This window comes from Kribbella italica (genome assembly GCF_014205135.1).
Lineage (GTDB): Bacteria > Actinomycetota > Actinomycetes > Propionibacteriales > Kribbellaceae > Kribbella > Kribbella italica.
The window spans coordinates 2,772,583-2,793,157 of sequence record NZ_JACHMY010000001.1 but is presented as its reverse complement, the minus strand read 5'-3'; the positions used below and the strand labels follow the sequence as shown (position 1 = coordinate 2,793,157).

Below are 20,575 nucleotides of genomic sequence, written 5' to 3'. Positions count from 1 at the left end.
TGTCAGGCCAGACCCGTCGGTGAAGATGACGGCCCGGCGTACTCCGCTGCCATCGCGTCGAGGAGCGCGGTGGCAACTCGTTCCTCTGGTACGGCTATCCCGTGCCGGAGCAGGCTCCCGGCGAGGGACTCGTCCCAGGGAGCGGGCGAGACTCGACCGACGGGCGGACCTTGCGGGCCGACAGCGGCCAGGTAGTCGACACTTCGCAGGTGCCACGGAACTGCTCCGACGCGAGCGATCATCGAGGCGGTGATCCGAAGGCCCTCACCGTCGAAGTCGCCGTGGTAGTAGATCTTGGTCCGGGCCTCACGAAGCTGCTGAAGCAGCAGGATTCCCGCGCCGCTCGGCCACCCCGAGAGACAAACCAGCGGAGGACACGAAGGACCGAAGCGGCGCAGTGCGAGGGCGGCGATACTCGGATTCTCGAACACCCAGACCGCAGGCGGCGATCCGGAACGGAGCGGGCTTCGCCGCAGTTGCCGCAAGGTCAGCACGGTCGCCTCACCCGCCTCGGCGCAGATGCGCAGTACGACGTCCGATGGTGCAGCGCCGGTTGGGTGAAAACCGGCGATCAGAACCGTTGATGAGAGTTCGTCGTCGGAGACGCCGGCCAGCCTCCACAGCTCTCTGCGCGCCGCCGCGTCGCCGGGGACCGGCCGGTCGAACATCGACGCCAGCGCCTTCAGGACCGAGGTCGAGTGTGCGGTCCCGTCGTCCAGCGCATGCGGATCGCCGAGGACGCTTTCCGCGAACACCGGCAGCGGAGATCCGGCGGCGGGCAGGGCCCCCAGGACGAGGAGTCTCTTCTCCAGCTGGGACCGGGTTGTCTCGACCGTTCCACCGATCAGACCGGACCGTCGTACCGACTGGGCCCAGGGCAGGAGCGCGGGCTGAGCAACGATCACCGGGTGGGTGGTGAACCAGTCCCACAGTCGTGCTCTTCGCTCGTCCGCCGTCCGCCGGGCCTCCGACAGATTGCCGATTGGACCAACCGCGGCGGTGACCACCCGACGTAGGTCCCCGCCGACCGCCTGCTCCAGATCGGCCAGCTTCACCGTGGTCCGGGCCGCAGGAAGCCGATCGAGCCCGAGCAGATCAGCCAGGGCCTCACGTTCTGGTTCGGCCAGCGGCCCGAGACTGATCCGGCGGACCGGGTGACCGCTGGACAACCGCTCGTGTACAGCTCGCCACACCGGCGCCAGCGCCGAGGAGAAGAAGCGAGAGGGGTCCACAGTGTCCAGGACGATAGCGAACGCGCGGTTCGTCCGTGTCTGGTCCGCCGTCGATCCGTCGGAGCCGGTGAGGGACGCGCCGACAAACTCGTCGGGTCGGCCGTCACTCGGAGTAGCGTCGAGTCAGCACCGGGCGGCCGGTGTCACGAGTGCTCCGGGGGGAGAACAGTGATTGTGGGAGAACCTGATCCGGGACCGCAGCCGTTGCGATGGGGTGGGCTGCGTCCGTACATTTCCGTGGTGGTGATCGAGTGCACGGGTGACGATCCCGGCGCGACCTTCTCCACCGCTTATGCCAGGATGCGGAGTCCCGGTCGCTCGAGCCCTGGGCGGGTCGAGCGGATCGCGCGCGAGACAGCGGTGGATCCGACCTTCGACGGGGAGCTTCGGGGGCTGGCGGACTCCGGGATCGAGCAACTGGCCGCGTTTGTTCGTGAGGTACACGGGCCGCCGGGCTGGTCGTATCCGGACGCGGGCTTCGCGGACACGTCGAACTACCTCACGGTCCTGCTGCGGATCGGCCGGCTGATCGCGGTGCATGCGGATCCGCTCGTAGTCGACCGTCTGCAGCGATGGCTCGACAAGGCGCCCCGGCCGGCTGCTCGGCGAGTCCCGCCCGAGGTACTTGAGACGGCCCTGCTGCAAGGGGCGTCGAAGGGGTTGTGGTTGCGCAACACCCATCGGCGCCGGGCGACGAAACCGGACACCAAAACCATCAGCGGCTTGAGCTTGCGGGACGCGTTGAGTCCGTTCGAGGACGCGGGCTACGCGATGGGGTCCGCTCGGGCGCTGCTCGACGACGATCCGGATCGGACCGCGTTGCAGGGGACCGTCGGTACGACGCCCCGCAAGTCGTCGGTGTGGTTGAAGGCGTCGACGGACTTCGTCAGTTTCGCTGCCGCAGTCGGCGAGTTGCTGAGCTTGCTGGAGCAGGAGTTGGCCGCCGGCGTGAGCTTCGGCCACGGGCTTCCCCACCTGGCCCGTGCGGTTGACGACCTGACCGGTGTGTTCGGGGCCTACGAAGTCCGCACCCCGCCGCCGGAAGACCTACCAGATCTGCCGGGGATCGGTGAGGAGCTGATCGCGGCTGCTGAGATCCTCGAGGACTCGGTGATCGGCGTACACGGCAAGGACAACTCGGCCGATCTCGTCGTGGACGTCGGATTCGGCGGCTCGATCAGCGGCGCCTTCGCGATCGTCCCCAAGCCCGCTGACGACGGGTTCCAACTCAGCGTCGGGTACGCCGACCGGCCGAACAATCCCAGCGACCCGCAGGTCGCTTGCCAGATCATGGACGCGCTCGAGCACACCGAGCTGCTGACGATCTACTACCGCTCGGGTCATACCTTCACCGACGGCAGGATCTGGCGCGACCAGGTTCCGGTGGCTCCGTTCGGCAACTGGGCCTTCGAGGACTTCACGACGTTCGCCCTCGACCGTGAGAAGCCGATCCGTCCCCAGGACGGCCGGAGATCCGCAACGCCGCAGGAGATCCACGACCTGATCGGCCGGCCTGAGGACCAGTCCCTGTTCGGCTGGGTCGTGCGGCATTTCGGCGCGGGATGGCTGACCTGTGACGACGGCTCCGGCGAGGCCGCGGACTTCTTCCACATCAGTCCCGGCGGCACGTTGAGTGCGATCCACGTCAAAGGCGCCCACAGCGCCTCTCCCCGACGGCGCGTCGCAGCTTCGGCGTACGAGGTCGTGGTGGGCCAGGCGGTGAAGAACCTGAGCTTCAACGACGTCGAGCGGCTCCGGAGCAGACTCCATCGGGCGCCGGTCGGGCGGCCCGCCTGCTGGACCGACAGCACCCGGACGCCCGACCGATCCGACTTCCTGGAGGCGCTGGAGCTGCGCAACGCGACCGATGACCATCGGGTTGTCGTCGTCCAGCCGCATCTCAGCTACGCAACTTACCAGCGGCTGAGAGCGGACTCGGTGCCGACTGACAGCCCGGATCTGTTCCGCCTGCACCTGGTCGAGAACATGCTGAACTCCGCCCGGGCTTCCGCGGTCGGTATCGGATCGGATCTGGTGGTCATCGGAAGCCTGGTATAAGGCCTCGGCGAATCCGTTGCGTGGCTACGGGACTACTGTGTCTGCCGGTCCGGGGCCTGGGGCGTTGCTCAGGTCGATGATGCGGGACCAGATGCGTGGGACGGCCGGGCGGACCGGTGCCCAGTCGGCGCCGCGGTCGCCGAAGGCGACGAGCTGGTTCGGGCCGGTGGCCACGATCGTTCCGTTGCCGGAGTTGCGGTAGTCGATCGTGATCGGGTCCGTCCAGGTGGCGCCGTTTCCGTCGTCGGAGACCAGGAGCGACTGGCCCGGGCGGCCGATGGACAGCACGAGCTTGCCGCTCGGCATCGAGAGCAGGGTCGGGTAGATGCCGGTGACTGTGAGGGCGGCGGGTCCGGCGCGGAGCAGGGTCGGTGTGGTCCAGTGGAATCCGTTGTCGGTCGAGCGGGACACGTACATCGGCTGGAAGCTCCCGGTGCGCATCACCGCGAGCAGAGATCCGTCGGCGACACGTTCGATCGCCGCTTCGTCGAAGCCTTCGTACCGCGGATCGGCGGACAGTCCCGGGTTGACGGCGATCGTCGCCCGCAGGCTCCAGTTGACTCCTAGGTCGGTCGACGCCAACAGGATCTGCCGGTACTTCGAGTCGCCGTCCAGATAGCCGTAGGCGGACTGGTAGAGCGTTCCGTCGGGATCCTCGACAGCGTTGTGCACCAGGACGAAGCCACCCATGGTTCGCCCGGGTCGGCTCGAGTGCGGATCGATGGGCCGCATCGGTTGGGGACTGGTCATGGTGCCGGTCCGCTGGGTCCAGGTTCGGCCCTGGTCCCGCGAGACGGCCGTCACCACGTCGGCCTTCCGGTTCTGCGAGTTCGGCGTCATGAAGGTGTGGTAGAGCACGGCCATCAGGTCGCCGTTGCGCAGCCGGGTGAAGTTGAACGACTGTTCGTTGCTGAACGGATTGCGAGCATCCTGACGCTGCCACGTCCGTCCCACGTCGGTGCTGGCCGACAAGCGGGTTCCGACGGCTCCACTGGCGTCACCGTGGGCGGCGTAGGTGGTCAGAAGTTCCGGAGCAGCGCCGGTGATCGAGACCGCGGAGTGCGGCATCTGCAGTACTGATCCCGTCGTCTGCTCGACGGTCACGTCCGGTCCGACCTCCAGGAGTGATCCGCCGGCCGGTGGAAGTTGTACGGCGGCGCCCGGTGTCAGGTCGTCGACGAAGACCTGGTCGCCTGTCGTCGCAGTGCCGTAGCTCGCGAACTGGTAGCCGGTGATCGAGCCGACGGCGCGGACGCCGACCGGCCCGAGTACGCCGACAGCAGCTCCGTCGACCATCACCTGAGCACGTTCCTGATCCGGCGCGACCCGAAGCCGCAGCGTGCTCCAGCTCCCGGTCGGTACCGTCCCTGGTGGAGTCAGAGCGGTCCAGCCGAGCCAGTCGAACCATCGGACCGACCCATCGGCGAACACCGCGACGTGGTAGACCACCCGAGGCTGTCCCGCGACACCGTCGAGTGCACCCAGCAAGGCGAACGAGAAACCGTTGGTCAGGCTCACGGGATGCACGGCGAACTCGAGATCGACACCGCGCTGAGGAACGACCGGGCAGACGACGACGGTCTGTGCGGTGGTCGACCGGTCGTCGACGAGCAGCGATCTCCGGCCTTCGTGAGCTCTCGCCTCGCTCACCGTCGCGGCCGACTTGCCCGAAGGTGTCGCGCAGCTCGTCGGCACGCTGCCCACCGGCTCGGTCTCGAACCCCCGCGTTTCGTCGACCGAGAGGTCGTCGAAGTACACCTCGTCGCCTTGGGTCGCCGTACCGTAGCTGGAGAGTTGGTAACCGCTGAGGTCGAGCGCGGCCGCGCCGGCCGGCCGGCCGGTGCCGACCACCTGATCACCGATCGAGACGGAGACCGACAGCTGGTCCGTGGGTACCTGCAGGCGAAGCAGGCTCCAGTTGCCAAGAGCAACTGTCCCGGCAGGGGCGAGCAGAGTCCACTTGATGCCGTCGTACCACTGGACGGCACCGTTCGCGAGCACCCCGAGATGGAAGGCCAACCGGGACTGGCTCAGTAGCGAGACGGTGAAGCCGTTCGCGAGGCTCACGGGCAGGACGGCCAGCTGCAGATTCAGGCCGCGTTGAGGGGCGAAGGGACACTGGACGACGGTCTGCAGGCTGGTCGACCTGTCGTTGATCCACAGCGACCGTACGCCGGTGTTCCCTCGCGCTCCACTGACGGTCGCCGCCGCCTTGCCTGCCGGCGTTGTGCATCCGGTCGCGACCTGGCCGACGGTTTCGGTCTCGAAGGTCCGCACCGAGGTGGCGGGCCACGCGGTCACCTCAGCTGCGGCCGGAGTCCACTGCTGGAGCGTGCACAGCAAGGCGATGAGGACGAGTAGGCAGAGTGACGATCTGGGGCGCGCAGTACTCATCGGTGGTTACCTCCGGCTCGGGTGTTCGCTGTGAGTGTGATCCAGGCGAACGTGGGCGGGCCAGGGTTTCGTCTGCGTTCGAAGGGGCTGCGGTCCACGACGGATGACGGTTCGATGTCGGCACGAGCCGACCACCAGGGGTGATCACGATGACCGAGCTGAACCGCCGTACCGTGCTGGGCTCGATCGGCGCCGTCGCCGTCGGCCCGATGATCGGGCACCTGCCTGGCTCTCGGTTGCCGTCGTCCGCTGCCGTCGTGGCGGCCTTGCCGACGATCCCGGCCGTCCAGAGCTGGACACCGGGTGCGGGCACCTTCCGGTTCACGTCGACGACCAGGCTGATCGTCGACATCACCACCGCGAGCGGCCTGGGTACGACGGCCGCCACCTTCAGCGACGACCTGGTCGAGGTCTGCGGCCGCAGGCTGAGTCCGGTACAGCTGGCCGCGCCGGCGGCCGGGGACATCTTCGTCTCCTTGTCCACCGCCGATACCGGTCTGGGCCCCGAGGGGTACCGGATGACGATCGGCGACACGATCCGGATCGAGGCCCGGACCGCCAGGGGAGCCTTCTACGGCACCCGGACCGCGCTGCAGCTCCTCCGAACCTCCTCGACAGTTGCCGCAGGCACCATTCGCGACTGGCCACGCTACGCCGAGCGGGGTCTGCTGATCGCCAACGAGAACAAGCAGTTCAGCAGCCGGTGGTGGCAGGACCAGATCCGCGAGCTGGCCTTCCTCAAGCTCAACCTGCTCTGGCTGTACGTCGGCTACCCGAAGGCCCCTGCCGGCGAGATGGCGGCCGTGGCCGAGTTCGCTCGGCGCTATCACGTGACCGTCGTGCCGCAGTTCAACATGCCCGGTCACCTGGACGGAGTTCCGGGCCGGCCCTACCTCAAAGGCAATCCGGCGCGCGGCATCCCGGACCGGCCGCAGAGCCTGGACCTGTCGATCCAGGCAGGATACGACTGGGCCGACGCCAAACTCTCGCAACTGGTGCCGGCCATCGAGTCGCCGTACTGGCACACCGGCGCCGACGAGTACATGATCGGCGCTCGCTACGAGGACTACCCGCAGCTCGCGACGTACGCACGGCAGCACTACGGACCCTCCGCGTCGGCTCGCGACACCGTGTACGGGTTCATCAACCTGGTCAACGACACAGTGCGCGCCCAAGGTCGCACCCTGCGGATCTGGAACGACGGCATCCATCCGAACGCCGTCGTCCCGATCGCCACGAACGTCCAGATCGAGCACTGGCTGGACTCCGGCCGGTCCGCGGCAGACCTGCTGGCCGCCGGGTACCAGCTGCAGAACTGCCACCTCAAGCAGCTGTACTACGACGTCGGCGGCGTGAACGCTTTCGAGCCCGCTGTGGTCTACGACCAGTTCAAGGTCGGCACCTTCCACGGCAGCTCGGTACCGGACGACCATCCCGGCCTGCTCGGAGCGAAGGGTCATGTCTGGATCGGGGTGGGGACGACGGTCGGCGAGGCCGAGATCGGCCGGTCCATCGCGCCCTCACTGCGATCGCTGGCCCAGGTCACCTGGGGTTCCCCGAAGCCAGCGCCTCGGTACGTCGACTTCGCGCCTCTGGCCGGTCGCGTCGGCCACGCACCCGGCAGCGGCTTCTGGCTGTCCGACGCCGCCGGGCTCCCTGGCCGGGCCTTCGTCAAGCCGGATGAGCAGCACGTCCTGGCTGCTGCGGGGCCGGTCGGAGGCGTTCTGCACTGGCGCTACCGCGAGAGTCTGGTCGCGGAACGCTGGCCCGGTCCGGTCGTCACCGGACAGCCGGTCGGCTACCGGCACGGCGAAGAGCACCACGTCTTCGCGCGTCTCACCGACGACTCGTTGGCGCACTGGACCGGTGGGCCGGGGCAGCTCGACGAGCTTCCGCACCTGGACAGCTGGGGCACTGTCGCCGGATCGGTGCTTTCCGATCCGGCCGGCTGTGCTTACTCGGATCAGCAGCACGTCTTCTACCGCGGTTCGACCGGCGCTCTGGAGCACCGCTTCCGGGATCGGTCGTCGGGCACGGTGGTGTCCGAGAGCTGGGGTGGCGAGCTCACCGGCGCGCCGATCGTCATCACCTTCCTCGACGAGCTCCACGTCGTCGGAGCCGGACCTGATGGCGCCGTACGGCACTGGTGGTACACGCCGAGGCAGACCACTTCGCCTCAGCGGGAGACGTGGGGAGCTGGTGCCGCGGTGGCGAGCGGCCTGGCCGGCTACGCCATCGGCGATCAGTTGCACGTCTACTTCCGCAGCCCGGCCGGTCATTTGATGCACTACTTCCACGACCGGTCCGACAACCGGCTGCTGCAACAGGACTGGGGTGGTGAGCTGACCGGCGATCCGGTCGCCTACACGTTCGGTGCCGAACAGCACGTCTTCGGCCGCGGTCCGGACGACTCCCTCAGACACTGGTTCAGTACGCCGGGAATGCCGCAACCGCCCGCGCGCGACACGTGGACCACCCCCGGAGTGGTCACCTCAGGTCCGGCCGGGTATGCCGTCGGCAACCAGCAGCACGTGTACTTCCGCGCGAACGACGGCCGGCTGGGGCACCGCTTCTGGGACTCGGTCGGGCGACGCATCGTCGTCGACGACTGGCCCGGAGCCATCCCGGTCTGAGTCCACAAGAACCTCGTTGGTGGCCTGTTCCTGCCAATCTCCGGGCACCGCGAGTATCCGAGGCTGTACTGAGCGTCAGAGTTTCGCCCGGTGCGGCCGCCTATCCATCCAGGAGGAATGATGTTTCGTAGTACACGGAAGAGGATCGTGGCACTGACGGGCGGACTGGCCGCTGCCGCGCTGCTGACGGCCGGCTCTCTCACCGCCCAGCCGGTGACAGCGGCCGAGGCCGGGCCGGACGTGGTTCAGGACGACGGCGTGACGGCGGCCGCGACCTTCGGGTGGGGTACTCCGCTGCCCGGATCGGACGAGTTCGACTACACCGGTGCGCCGGACAGCTCGAAGTGGAACCAGGCGGGGGAGTGCTGGCCGGGTCACGCCGGCAACGGCCGGCGCTGTGCCTCGAAGTCGGCTGTTGCCAACGGCTTCCTCCGCCAGACCGGTCTCGCGAACGGTGACTCGGCGTGGCTCGCCTCCAAGGTGGAGAAGCAGTACGGCCGGTGGGAGGCACGCATCCGGTCGACGCCCCAGGGAAGCAACAACGGCCGTCAGTACCACCCGTTGCTGATCGTCTGGCCGTCGTCGGACCGCTGGCCCCAGGACGGCGAGTACGACTTCCTCGAGAACGGCGTACCGGGTCAGGCCTGCGCCGAGTCCTTCATGCACTACCCGCACGACGCGGGGATCGCCACCCAGCAGATCTTCGCCAAGGAGACGAACTGCGGCTCGGCGTTGACCGAGTGGCACAACGTGGCGCTGGAGTGGACGCCGGACCTGGTTCGAGGGTTCATCGACGGCAAGCAGTGGTTCAGCTACTCCGGCGGCGCCAACAGCGTCCGCAAGTGCATTCAGTGCATGCCGTCCGGCCATCTGACCATCCAGCTGGACAACTTCTACGGCACCAACCTGCAGCCGGCGACCTACGACATCGACTGGGTCCGGATCTACAACCTCTGACCTCACAGTGACCGGTCGCCGAATCCCAGCCGCCCCGCGGGAGGAACGCCGTGCTTCGGATCCACTTCACCGGCCAGGACCTGCGGCGCATCACCTTGGCCGCCGGCCCGGCGCCGATGTGGGAACTGTTGCTCAGCCTGCACATGGTTCAGCAGCGCGACGGCAGGCTGGTGTTCGGCGACTGGCGCCGTGACGTCCGGGCGAAGGTCGCACCGGATCAGCTGAGGCTGCTGCTCGAGCTCGCGCCGGCCAGCGGCTACTCACCCGATTTCCTCACTCCGGCCGAGCCGCTGGCGGGCTTCGAGGCCGCGCTGCAGACCGTCCTGTCCACACCGCGACAGTCCCTTCGGCAGCAGTTGTCCATGATCGGTGGGCGGCGGCCGCCGTCGACGTGGATCCAGGCGCTGGCCGGCGGCGAACCACAGGCCCTGCGAAAGCTGGCCGACGCGATCCGCGCGTACCACGAGGCCGCGATCGCGCCGTACTGGAGCTCGATCGGGATGCTGGTCGCGGCTGACCAGGCCCGGCGTGGCCGGACGCTGGTCACTCACGGGGTCGACGACCTGTTGTCCTCCCTGCATCCACGGGTCCGGTGGGAGCCACCGGAGTTGCAGGTGCTCGGGATGCGTGACCGCAGTCTGCAGCTGGACGGGCGGGGGATTCACCTGCAGCCGTCCGCGTTCTGCTGGCAGGTGCCGACCAAGTTGCGCGATCCCTTGCTGCCACCGATCCTCGTCTACCCGATCGACCACACACCGGGCATCCTCGACCCGGGCCTCGGCAGCGCCGGCCGGGCATCGGACGCGCTGGGCGTGCTGCTCGGCGCCACCCGGGCCACCGCGCTCGCGGCGACCTTCTCCGGTTGCACAACCACCCAGATGGCCGAGCTCTGTCAGGTCTCACTCGCATCGGCGAGCCACCAGGCAGGCGTACTGCGCTCGGCCGGTCTGATCACCACGCGGCGGACGGGTTCGTCGGTCCGGCACGAGATCACCGAGCGCGGCCTGTGCCTGCTGTCGGCTCGTCAGCAGTTCGGTACGCCGGCCCACTGAGTGCCGCCGTACGGCCCCTTTCGGCCGGAGCCTAAACCGTCGCGCGCGGTGGGCCGCTACCTCACGCTGTGGGCGACGCCGTGAGCGAGGAGAACCATCATGTCGGATCCGTCCCACCGACCCTTCGGACGCCGTACCCTCCGCCGTTCTGCCCGGAACGGTCTGATCGCGCTGGTGAGTCTCGCGCTACTGGCCGGCAGCCAGGACAGCGGACTGACCGCTGCGGCGGCGGCACCGCCCGCCGATCCGGAGATCGCTCTACGCCGCGACGGGTCCGTGCCCGGTGTCGAGGCGCAGCCAGCCGTGCGCGCGGCTGATCCGGCGATGGCCGATGCGACCCGGAAGCGTACGCCGCGGCTGACCTGGCCCACGGCCGGTACGGCGGAAGTCGCCGTACCGCGGGTAGGTGACGGCACGAATCTCGGCCGGTGGAACGCGGTGCTGTCGGGCAGCCCGAAGGTGACCAGGCAACGCGCCGGCAACCTGCCGGTGTGGATCGGCCCCGGGACGGAGGCCACCCGGAACTGGATGTCCACCGGAAAGACCAGCGGCCCGGCCAAGGTCCGGGTGTCGATCAGCGGTCGTCAGGGGGACGCGCTGGCCGTCGAGGTCCGGCGTACCGATGGACTGAAGGCCGCGGGCACTGTCGGGCTGACGCTGGACTACTCCGCGTTCGCCGACACCTACGGCGGCGGCTGGGCTAGCCGGCTGCGCCTGTACGACGTGAAGTCCGGCAAGTCGTTTGCCAGCAGCAACAAGGGCGACGGCACCGTGCAGGCCGACGTACCGGCCGACTCGTCGCTGCGGATGGTCGCGGCCGAGTCGGGCGGCGGGGGCGACTACGGCAAGGGTGACCTGTCCGGTGGCGCGGCCAAGTGGACGATCGGGGGACCGTCGGGCGCCTTCGAGTGGTCGCTCCCGATGGAGGTGCCGCCCGGCGTCGGCGGACCGCAGCCGTCCGTGGCGCTGCAGTACTCGTCGTCCACCCTCGACGGCCTCACCTCGTCCTCGAACAACCAGGTGTCGGCGACCGGACAGGGTTTCGACGTCGCCGGCGGCGGAACCATCGAGCGCCGGTTCAAGAGCTGCTCCAAGGACAAGGGCAACAACGGCACCAAGATCACCGGTGACTTCTGTTTCGCCAGCGAGAACGCGAGCCTGGCGATGACCGGAAAGACCGGTGACCTGTTCCTGGTGTCGAAGACCTCGACGTCGGAGACCTGGCGGCTGCGTGGTGACGACGGCACCGTGGTCGAGAAGCTGTGGGGCGCCGCGAACGGCGACGAGGGCGTCGCGGCCGCCGAGAAGGGTGAGTACTGGCGGGTCACCACCAAGGAGGGGACGAAGTTCTACTTCGGTCTGAACCGGCTGCCCGGCTGGGCATCCGGCCGGCCGGAGACGCGGTCGGCGATGACGATGCCGGTGTTCGGCAACCACGCGGGAGAACAGTGCAACCGTGCTGCTTTCGCCGACTCGTGGTGCCAGCAGGCGTACCGCTGGAACCTCGACTACGTGGTCGACCGGCACGGCAACACGATGAGCCTGTACTACGACAACGAGACCAACAACTACGCCCGCGCGGTCGTGTCCACCGCGGTCAGCCCCTACGTCCGGGCGAGCAACCTGACCCGGATCGAGTACGGCCAGCGCGACGGTCAGGCCTACACCCAGAACCCGATCGGCAAGGTCCTGTTCACGTTGGCCGAGCGGTGCGAAGGCGCCAACTGCGGCCCTGCCCAACCCACGACGTACCCGGACACTCCGTTCGACCTGCGCTGTACGAGTACGACGAACTGCAACAACCACTTCACCCCGACCTTCTGGTCGCAGAAGCGGCTCGCCAAGGTCACCACGCAGGTCTGGCGGGACAGCGGCTTCACCGACGTACAGAGCTGGACGCTTCGGCACGAGTACACCAACGGCGCCGGTAGCGGGCGGGCACTGTGGCTCGAAGGGGTGACGGCCACCGGCAAGGTGGGCGGCGAGACGCAGATGCCGGAGACCAACTTCGACGGCGTCGGCCTGGACAACCGGGTCGATCCGGCCAACCCGAATCTTCCGAGCATGGTGTGGTTCCGTATCCAGTCCGTGCACTACGGCACCGGCGGTGACCTGGCGGTCAGCTACTCGGGCAAGCAGTGCACCGCCTCGAGCCTGCCCGACCCGGCCAACAACGACCGGCTGTGCCATCCACAGCGCTGGACCCCACCGGACCAGGGCGAGCGTCAGGACTGGTTCCACAAGTACGTCGTGACCGAGGCGAACGAGCTGGACCGCAGCGCGACCTCCAGCGTGCCGGCAGCACCGGTCCCGGTGACCAGCAAGGTCGAGTACCTCGGTACGCCGGCCTGGCACTACGACGAACAGGACGGCCTGGCGGACACCACCACGCACACCTGGAACCAGTGGCGTGGGTTCGAGCGTGTCCGGCTGCGCAAGGGCGCGGCCAGTGAGCCGCAGTCGGTCACCGAGACGCTGTACTACCGCGGCATGGACGAGGACCGGAGGTCGGACGGCTCCGCACGGGACGTCAAGCTGACCGACTCCACAGGCGTCGCGGTCGACGACACCGACGAGTTCTCCGGTCAAGTGCGCGAGCAGATCACCTACAACGGGTCCGCGGTCGTCGACAGGTCCATCAGCGACTACTGGCGCTCGGATCAGCCCACTGCGGTCGAGTCCCGCCCGTGGGGCACCCGGTACGCGTACCTGACGGGCCAGAAGGGCATCACCCAGTACCAGGCCGTCGACGGCGGGGTGCTGCAGGTCGCGAACCGACAGGAGTACGACGCCAGGGGCCGGCTCCTGTCGAAACACTTCGCCAACGACGCCGGCACCACGGCCGACGACAGCTGCACCCGCTACGAGTACCTGGACAACCCGGTCACCGGGCTGCAGGAGTTGCTCAGCCGCGAGCAGACCGTTGCCGTCGGATGCGACAAGTCCTACACCAGGGACCAGGTGCTGAGCGACGAGCGGATGTACTACGACAACAACACCTCGACGACCGCCACTCCGACCCGGGGCCTGCCGACGAGGGGCGAGCGGCTCGCCGGCTTCGACAGCGGCGGCAACCCGACGTACGAGACGGTCTTCACCGCGACGTACGACGCGTACGGCCGCCGGACCAGCATCTCGAACGCGGAGAACAAGACGGCGCGGGTCACCTTCTTCCCCGAGTACGGGCCGACGAGCAAGGTCACCGAGACCGCGCCGAACGGCATGCAGTCGTCGGAGGAGTTCGAGCCGGCTTGGGGCGAGCAGATCGCCGCCACCTCGCCGGACGGCAAGCGTGCCGAGGTCGCCCTCGACCCGCTCGGCCGGACCGCGAAGGTCTGGCATCCGGGCCACTCGCGCAGCTCCAGCCCGGCCGACATCGAGTACGAGTACCTGCTCCGTGGCGACGCCTCGTCGGCGGTCGTCACCAGAGCCAGACTCGGCGATAACCGCTACGACGTGACCTACGAGCTGTACGACGGACTGCAGCGGCTCCGGCAGACCCAGGAGGGGACGCCGGCCGGGGGACGCCTGGTCACCGACTATCGCTACGACAGCCGCGGCAAGCAGAACATCGTCTCCGGTGCGTACTTCAACCAGGCCGCACCGAGCACCGAGATCCTGTACGTCGACGACGCCGTCGTACCCAAACAGGAAATGACGGTCTGGGACGGCGCCGACCGGCCGTCCGTGCAGATCTTCCGGTCCGAGGGCCAGGAGAAGTACCGGACCAGCCACCAGATGACCGCGACCCGGCAGAGCATCGACCCGCCCCAGGGCCAGGCACCGACGACCAGGCTGACCGACGCCCGTGGCCGGCTCACCGAGGTGCGTCAGTACCAGGGCGACAGCTGGACCGGGGCCTATGACAGCACCAAGTACACCTATACCGCGCTCGGCCAGCTGAAGTCCCTGACCGATGCCGGGGGCAACGTCTGGAGCTACCAGTACGACCTCCAGGGCCGCCGGATCACCGAGACCGACCCGGACCGCGGCACCACGAGGTACGCGTTCAACGCGGCCGACCAGATCGTGTCGAGCACCGACGCGCGCGGCGTGACGACAGCCTTCACGTACGACGACGTCGGGCGGAAGACCGCGCAACGCAGTGGGTCGTCATCCGGGCCGGTGCAGATCGCGTGGACCTACGACACCCTGGCCAAGGGGCGTCCGACCTCGATGACGCGCTACGTGAACGGGAACCCGTACACGACCCAGTTCAGCGGCTACGACGACGCCGGCCGGGCCACCGGCCAATCCGTCATCCTGCCCGCCTCCGAAGGAGCGCTGGCCGGGACCTACACGGTCGCGCAGACCTACACCGACGACGGCAAGGTCGCGACCCGCAAGCTGCCAGCGGTCGGCGGACTGGCGGCCGAGACCCTCTCGACGACCTACAACGACCAGAGTCTGCCGACGGCGCTGAGCAGCGAGCTGGGGACGTACGTCCGCAACAGCAGTTACACGCCGTTCGAGGAGACGGACACGCTGACGCTCGGCGAGACCAACGGGCGCTGGGTACAACAGCGGTTCGAGTATGAGTACGGCACCCGCCGGCTGACCCGCGTCGTCACCGACCGCGAGCTGTCGCCGCGACGGATCTCGGACACGCAGTACAACTACGACCCGGCCGGCAACGTCACCAAGATCACCGACACCCCGTCGGCCTCCAGCGACGAGTCGATCGACACCCAGTGCTTCGGCTACGACCACCTGCGTCGGCTCACCCGGGCCTGGACCCCCGGATCGGGGGACTGTGCGGCCGCGCCGACCGCGGCCGGTCTGGGCGGCCCGGCGCCGTACTGGCACAGCTGGACGTTCGACAAGTCCGGCAACCGGCAGAGCGAGAAGAAGGTGACGCCGACCGGTGCCGCCACGACCAGTACCTACAGCTACGGCGCCGGTACGTCGGCGAACGCGCTGAAGAGCGTGACCACGATCGGGCCGGCCGGCACGACGACGAACAACTACACCTACGACGCCACCGGAAACCTGACGTCCCGGACGCAGGGCGGAAGCACCGAGACGCTGAGCTGGACCGACGACGGCAAGCTCGCCGCCACCAGCAAGGGCTCGTCGTTCGTGTACGACGGCGACGGCAACCGGATCCTGCGCCGCGACTCCAGCGGGACGACGCTCTATCTCGGCGAGACCGAGCTCCGCCTCGGCACCGACGGCAAACTGAGCGGAACGCGCTACTACACGTTCGGCGACGATGTGGTCGCGGTCCGGACCGGCGGCAAGCTGAGCTGGCTGCTGGCCGACCTCCACGGGACTCCGACCATCGCCGTGGACTCGAGCAGTCAGGCCGTTCAGCGCCGCAGGACCACGCCGTACGGCGATGTTCGCGGCACGGCACCAGCGGACTGGCCCGGGCAGAAGGGATTCCACACGGGCACCGCCGACCCGGACACCGGCCTGGTCCACCTGGGCGCCCGGGAGTACGATCCGTCGCTCGGCCGGTTCATCTCGGTCGACCCGGAGGTCGATCCGGAGGAACCGCAGTCCCTGAACGCCTACGCGTACGCGAACAACAGCCCGGCGACCTTCGAGGACGCCGACGGCCGGGTCGCGGTCGTCGCGGTTCCGGTGGCCCTGAGCGTGGTGGTCCTCGCGGTCGTGGTCGTGATCGTCGCGATCCTCGTCGCGATGGTCATCGAGCAGTTGGTCCCGGTCATCACCTGGGTGGCCGACCGGGTCTGGAGCTGGCTGGGCGACGTGTTCCGGGCCGTCGCGCGGGCGATCGTCGTCTGGGTGACGGTCTTTCGGACCGTCCTCAAGGTCGTGATGAAACGGGTGGTCAAGTACGTGGCGAAGGTCATCGTCAGGATCATCTGGCGGTACAAGAAGGTCGCCGACAAGATCCGCAAGCCGGTGCGCAAACCACCGCAGTCGATCAAACCCACACCGAACAAGCCGCGTCCACCGGTGCGGCAGAAGCCCTCGGCCGGCGGGAACAAACCCGGGGGAGCCAACCGGCCGGGCGGCAAACCGGAGAAACCGAACCGGGGCAACCCCGGGGAGCGGATCAAGCAGGATCGCGCCCAGCAACGCGAACAGCAGCGCGCCGAGCAGGAACGTCGCCTGGAGGAGATGCGGGAGCAGGTCCGGGACCAGGTGGGCAACCCCCGGCGCGAGGACTGGAAGAACGAGACCGCGGAGGAGGTCAACCCACATCCGACCAAGTACCCCGACGGCACCTCGAAGTGGAAGGAACCCTTCAAGGGCGGGGACTTCGGCTCCATGACCGGAACCAGCGCCGGCTGGAAGGTGATCCTGACCGGCGGGTTCCTGGTCGAGGTCGTGAAGCTGATCAAGTGGTTCGGGAGTGCCGGTGGCTAGGCGACGCGGTCTGCTGGCCGGCTTCCTCGCGCTGCTGCTCGCGGTCCCCGCGCTGAGAACCGCCGAGGCGGTCGAGCAACCGTCGGCACCTGCCGGCGCCACGAGTCCGGTCGAGCTGACGCACCTGCGCACCGAAAGCACCGAGGTGTACGCCGACGCCTCCGGCCTCCACACCCTGGTCGCACACCCCAGCCCGGTCCGCGCCCGCCGCGGAACGGACTGGGTGCCGATCGACACCACTCTGCGCCGCGGTGCCGACGGCACGGTACGGCCGGGAGCGACCGTGACCGGGCTGACACTGTCCGGAGGTGGTGACCGCGCGCTGGTCACCCTCACTGACGGGGCTGCGAGGCTCGGTCTCACCTGGCCCACCGCGCTACCGAAGCCGGTGCTGCAGGAGGGGACCGCCACGTACCCCGAGGTGTTCCCGGGGGTCGACCTGGGAGTACGGGCGGAGCCGGACGGATTCGCGCAGTACCTGGTGGTGAAGAACCGCGCGGCGGCCGAACGGCTGACGAAGATCGACTTCGGCCTGACCACGGCCGGCGTCCGGGTCGAGGACGGTCCGGCCGGATCGACGGTTGCCGTCGACAACAATGGCCGTCCGGTGTTCAGCGCCGACAAGGCGGTGATGTGGGACAGCGCGGCCCGGCACACGACGATGCCGACCAAGCGGTCCGGCGCCGGGCTGAGCGTCGTACCGGACCGGGCGTTGCTCACCGCGCCGACCACCGAGTTCCCGGTCTACATCGATCCGTCCTGGACCGCGGGACACCAGCTGTGGACCCACGTCAACCAGATGGCGCCGAACCAGTCGTACTGGAACTACGACCGGGCCGAAGGCGCGAAGGTCGGGCTGTCCTGGGACCTGGCCGTACGGTACCGATCGTTGTTTCAGTTCGACACCAGCGCACTGGCCGGGTCGAAGGTGGTCTCGGCGGCCTTCGACATCGTGCTCGACCACTCGCCGTCCGGTAGCCCAACCCCAGCGGCGCTCTGGCGGACCGCCGCCATCGACGCCGGACAGCCACTGACCTGGAACAACTCCGGTGGCCATTGGCTCGAGGAACTGGCCCAGGCCAGCGGCAACGCGTGGACCGGTCATCAGCCGGACATGGGGATGCGGTTCACCAGCGACAAGGTCCGGACGATGATTCAGGGGATCGCGACGGCACGGACGACGAAGGCCACCTTCGGCCTGCGGGCGCCGAACGAGGGCAACAAGTACCAGTGGAAGAAGTTCTTCCCGAACACTGCCGCTTTGGTGGTCCGGTACAACAACGCACCCCGGCCGCCGAGCAAGGTGAACTTCTCCCGCCCACGGCCGTGCGGTACGCCGGAGGTGCCGACCGTCGTCAGCGGGCTGGTCCCGCCGTCGTTCTCCGCGGTCGCCAGTGACCCGGACAACGACAACCTCACCACCAAGCTGTCGATCCACCGGGCCGGCGACGACTCCGTCGCCTACGAGGCGACTTCCACCACGACGACCTCCGGCGCTGCCTTCGCGTGGCCGCAGCCGGCGGCCGGAGCGCTCACGGCCGGCGTACCGTACTACTACGTTGCCAGTAGCAACGACGGTGTGCCTGACGACGGGATCGAGTTCGGTCCCGAGACTCCGCGCTGCTACTTCGTGCTGGACGCGGAGTCGCCGGCGGTCCCGCAGCTGGTCTCGACCGACTTCCCGGCCGACGGCGAACCCGGTGTCCCGGCCCGCACCACCGGGGTCGTCACTGTCCGGCCGGGCGCAGGGGAGACCGATGTCGCCGAGTACCTGTACGGCTTCCAGCAGGACCGCGTGCTGTCCCGTGTCAAGGCCGGTGCCGATGGAGTGGCCAGGCTGCCGGTGACGGTGTGGCCGGACCCGAACACCGGTATTCCGCAGCAGCGGCTCTACGTCCGTGCGGTCGACCAGGCCGGGAACGCCGGTGCGGTGACCCGTGCGTACGATCTCGTTGCCTCTGGCAATGGTGCGGTGATCCCGCGGGTTCGTGGGGACATCAACGGGGACGGACGTGCGGACATCAGCGCCGTACTCGACCACGGGTGGGGGAGGACCGCGGTGTGGAACGTCCTGTCCAAGCCCGGTGGGTTGCAGACCGGGACCCTGGCCTGGGACTCGGGGGAGAACGGTGGGTTCGCGCTCTACCGGACCAAGCCGGTGCAGGGCGACTTCGACGGTGATCAGCGATCCGACACCGTGCTGTTCCGCGAGGAGGCCGGTCGCCGGATCTCGGCGTACCTGCTGAAGTCCGACGGGAACGCCTATACCGCGGGCTCTGCACCGGTCTGGTACTCAGGGGCGGCGGGCTGGCCGCTGAGCGGCGCCCGGATCGTGTCCGGAGACGTCAACGGCGATCGGCTGGACGACATCGCCGTACAACTCGACAACGGCAACGGCACCTGGCGAGTGATGTTGTATCCCGGCGGCAACCTGGGGACGCCGGTGCAGTGGGTCACCACCGGCGGTGACTGGTCACGCAGCGCGCCGCTGCTCGCGGACATCGACGGCGACGGACTCGACGACCTCGTCGACATGGTGAACCTGGGCAACTGCCGGACGCAGGTCACCGTACGCAGATCCACCGGTACGTCGTTCAGCGCGAGCCCGACCACGCTGTACGACGGATCGTCGTACTGCTGGGAGAAGAGCAAGCCTGTCGTTGCCGACGTCAACGGCGACGGGCTGGACGACGTGGTGGCGATGTACGAGCACGGGCCGTCCGATCTCGCGCTGCGCGTGTTCGTGTCCAACCGGACCGCCCTGACCGAGTCGCAGTGGTACCGCGGAGCGCTCGATCCGGCCAAGGCGGCGCTGAACGCAGGCGACTACACCGGCGACGGCAAGGGCGACGTCGCGCTCGTGTACGCCCTGGACGGCGGTGGGCGGGACGTGTTGACGCTGGTCTCGAACGGGTCCTCGTTCGCTGCGCCGGTCTCGCGCTGGCGTGAGGCGGCGGTCGGTGCGACCACCGGTCCGAAGTTCGACCTCGACAACCGGGCCTACGAGTTGGTCGCGCGGCACAGCAGCAAGTGCCTCGACGTACCGCATGGGAGTCAGACCGATGGTGTGGCGTTCCAGCAGTACCAGTGCGTCGGAACGCTTCAGCAGAGGTTCCGGTTGGTGCAGGTCGCGGGCATCGACCAGTTCGAGGTGCACACGGTGCATGCGAACGGTGTCGCCGTCGACGGGAGGCCGCGCTGCCTGGATGTCGACCGGATGTTGCAGGACGACGATGTCTCCCTGCAGCAGAGGCCCTGCTCCAACACGGGCAACCAACAGCTGACCGTGGAGTATTTGGAAGGCAGCAGTTACGACACGGTGGTGCGGCTGCGCTTCGCGCACAGCGCGAAGTGCGCCGGCGTGCGGCAGTCTTCCCTGGGGGACGGCGCGGCGGTGGTCCAGCAGACGTGTTCGGCGGAGGCCGGCCAGCAGTGGATTCTGCGGCCGGTGTTCACCGGGCAGACGCTGAGTGGCCGGTACCGGATCGCCTCGGCCCGCGGTGGCAAGGTGCTGGACATCGTGGACTGTGGGACGAACCCGTCCAGTACGGACATCCGGACGTGGGACTGGGTGCCGGCGAGTCCCTGTCAGCGTTGGCAGATCGTGCCCAAGGGCGACGACATCTACCAGCTGTACGACCCGAACTCGCGGACGAACATCGATGTCCAAGGCTGCCCCGGCAACGCCGGATCGCCGGTGCTTCCCGGCGTACCGAACGACACCGCTGAGTGTCAGTCCTGGCGGATCGAACCGGCGGCCGACAACACCTGGAGCGTTCTGCAGAACACCTCCGGACGCTCGATGGACGTAGCCGGCTGCAGCGACAAACCCGGCGCCGACGTGATCACCTGGCCGTACTGGAACGGCGCCTGCCAACGCTGGGTGCTGACGCCGATGAACTGAACTGCC

8 protein-coding genes are annotated in these 20,575 nt (G+C 68.5%); 6 read left to right on the top strand and 2 right to left on the bottom strand.

Annotated features, from left to right (window positions below; translation table 11 throughout):
- Positions 1 to 2: 2 nt before the first annotated feature.
- Positions 3 to 1,232 (bottom strand): TIGR02679 family protein, encoded by a 1,230-nt coding sequence (locus HDA39_RS12875; protein WP_184795452.1) that lies wholly within the window; start codon positions 1,230 to 1,232, stop codon positions 3 to 5.
- 240 nt (positions 1,233 to 1,472) lie between these two features.
- Between HDA39_RS12875 and HDA39_RS12870 the strand changes: the two genes are divergently transcribed.
- A complete protein-coding gene (locus tag HDA39_RS12870) occupies positions 1,473 to 3,290 on the top strand; it encodes a hypothetical protein (RefSeq protein WP_184795451.1) in 1,818 nt (605 codons plus the stop codon).
- Positions 3,291 to 3,314: 24 nt separating this feature from the next.
- Here HDA39_RS12870 and HDA39_RS12865 read toward each other — a convergent pair whose 3' ends face one another.
- Positions 3,315 to 5,684, bottom strand: a complete 2,370-nt coding sequence (locus HDA39_RS12865) for a sialidase family protein (RefSeq protein WP_184795450.1) — start codon at positions 5,682 to 5,684, stop codon at positions 3,315 to 3,317.
- A gap of 149 nt (positions 5,685 to 5,833) precedes the next feature.
- On the opposite strand from HDA39_RS12865, the gene HDA39_RS12860 reads away from it, so the two are divergent.
- The 5 genes from HDA39_RS12860 (at position 5,834) to HDA39_RS12840 (ending at position 20,569) form a co-directional block, all read left to right on the top strand.
- A complete protein-coding gene (locus HDA39_RS12860; protein ID WP_184795449.1) occupies positions 5,834 to 8,317 on the top strand; it encodes a glycoside hydrolase family 20 zincin-like fold domain-containing protein in 2,484 nt (827 codons plus the stop codon).
- Positions 8,318 to 8,464: 147 nt separating this feature from the next.
- A complete protein-coding gene (locus HDA39_RS12855) occupies positions 8,465 to 9,274 on the top strand; it encodes a LamG domain-containing protein (RefSeq protein WP_184795448.1) in 810 nt (269 codons plus the stop codon).
- Between the two features lie 50 nt (positions 9,275 to 9,324).
- Positions 9,325 to 10,326: a helix-turn-helix transcriptional regulator gene (locus HDA39_RS12850; RefSeq protein ID WP_184795447.1), complete on the top strand. Its 1,002-nt coding sequence runs from the start codon at positions 9,325 to 9,327 to the stop codon at positions 10,324 to 10,326.
- 99 nt (positions 10,327 to 10,425) lie between these two features.
- Positions 10,426 to 16,665, top strand: a complete 6,240-nt coding sequence (locus HDA39_RS12845; RefSeq protein ID WP_184795446.1) for an RHS repeat domain-containing protein — start codon at positions 10,426 to 10,428, stop codon at positions 16,663 to 16,665.
- A complete protein-coding gene (locus tag HDA39_RS12840) occupies positions 16,658 to 20,569 on the top strand; it encodes an RICIN domain-containing protein (RefSeq protein WP_184795445.1) in 3,912 nt (1,303 codons plus the stop codon). Before HDA39_RS12845 ends, HDA39_RS12840 begins: the two co-directional genes overlap by 8 nt.
- The last annotated feature ends 6 nt before the right edge of the window (positions 20,570 to 20,575 follow it).

Coding starts and splice junctions, on each gene's coding strand:
- HDA39_RS12860 (WP_184795449.1), top strand. CDS start 5,834: ATGACCGAGCTGAACCGCCGTACCGTGCTGGGCTCGATCGGCGCCGTC.
- HDA39_RS12865 (WP_184795450.1), bottom strand. CDS start 5,684: ATGAGTACTGCGCGCCCCAGATCGTCACTCTGCCTACTCGTCCTCATC.
- HDA39_RS12845 (WP_184795446.1), top strand. CDS start 10,426: ATGTCGGATCCGTCCCACCGACCCTTCGGACGCCGTACCCTCCGCCGT.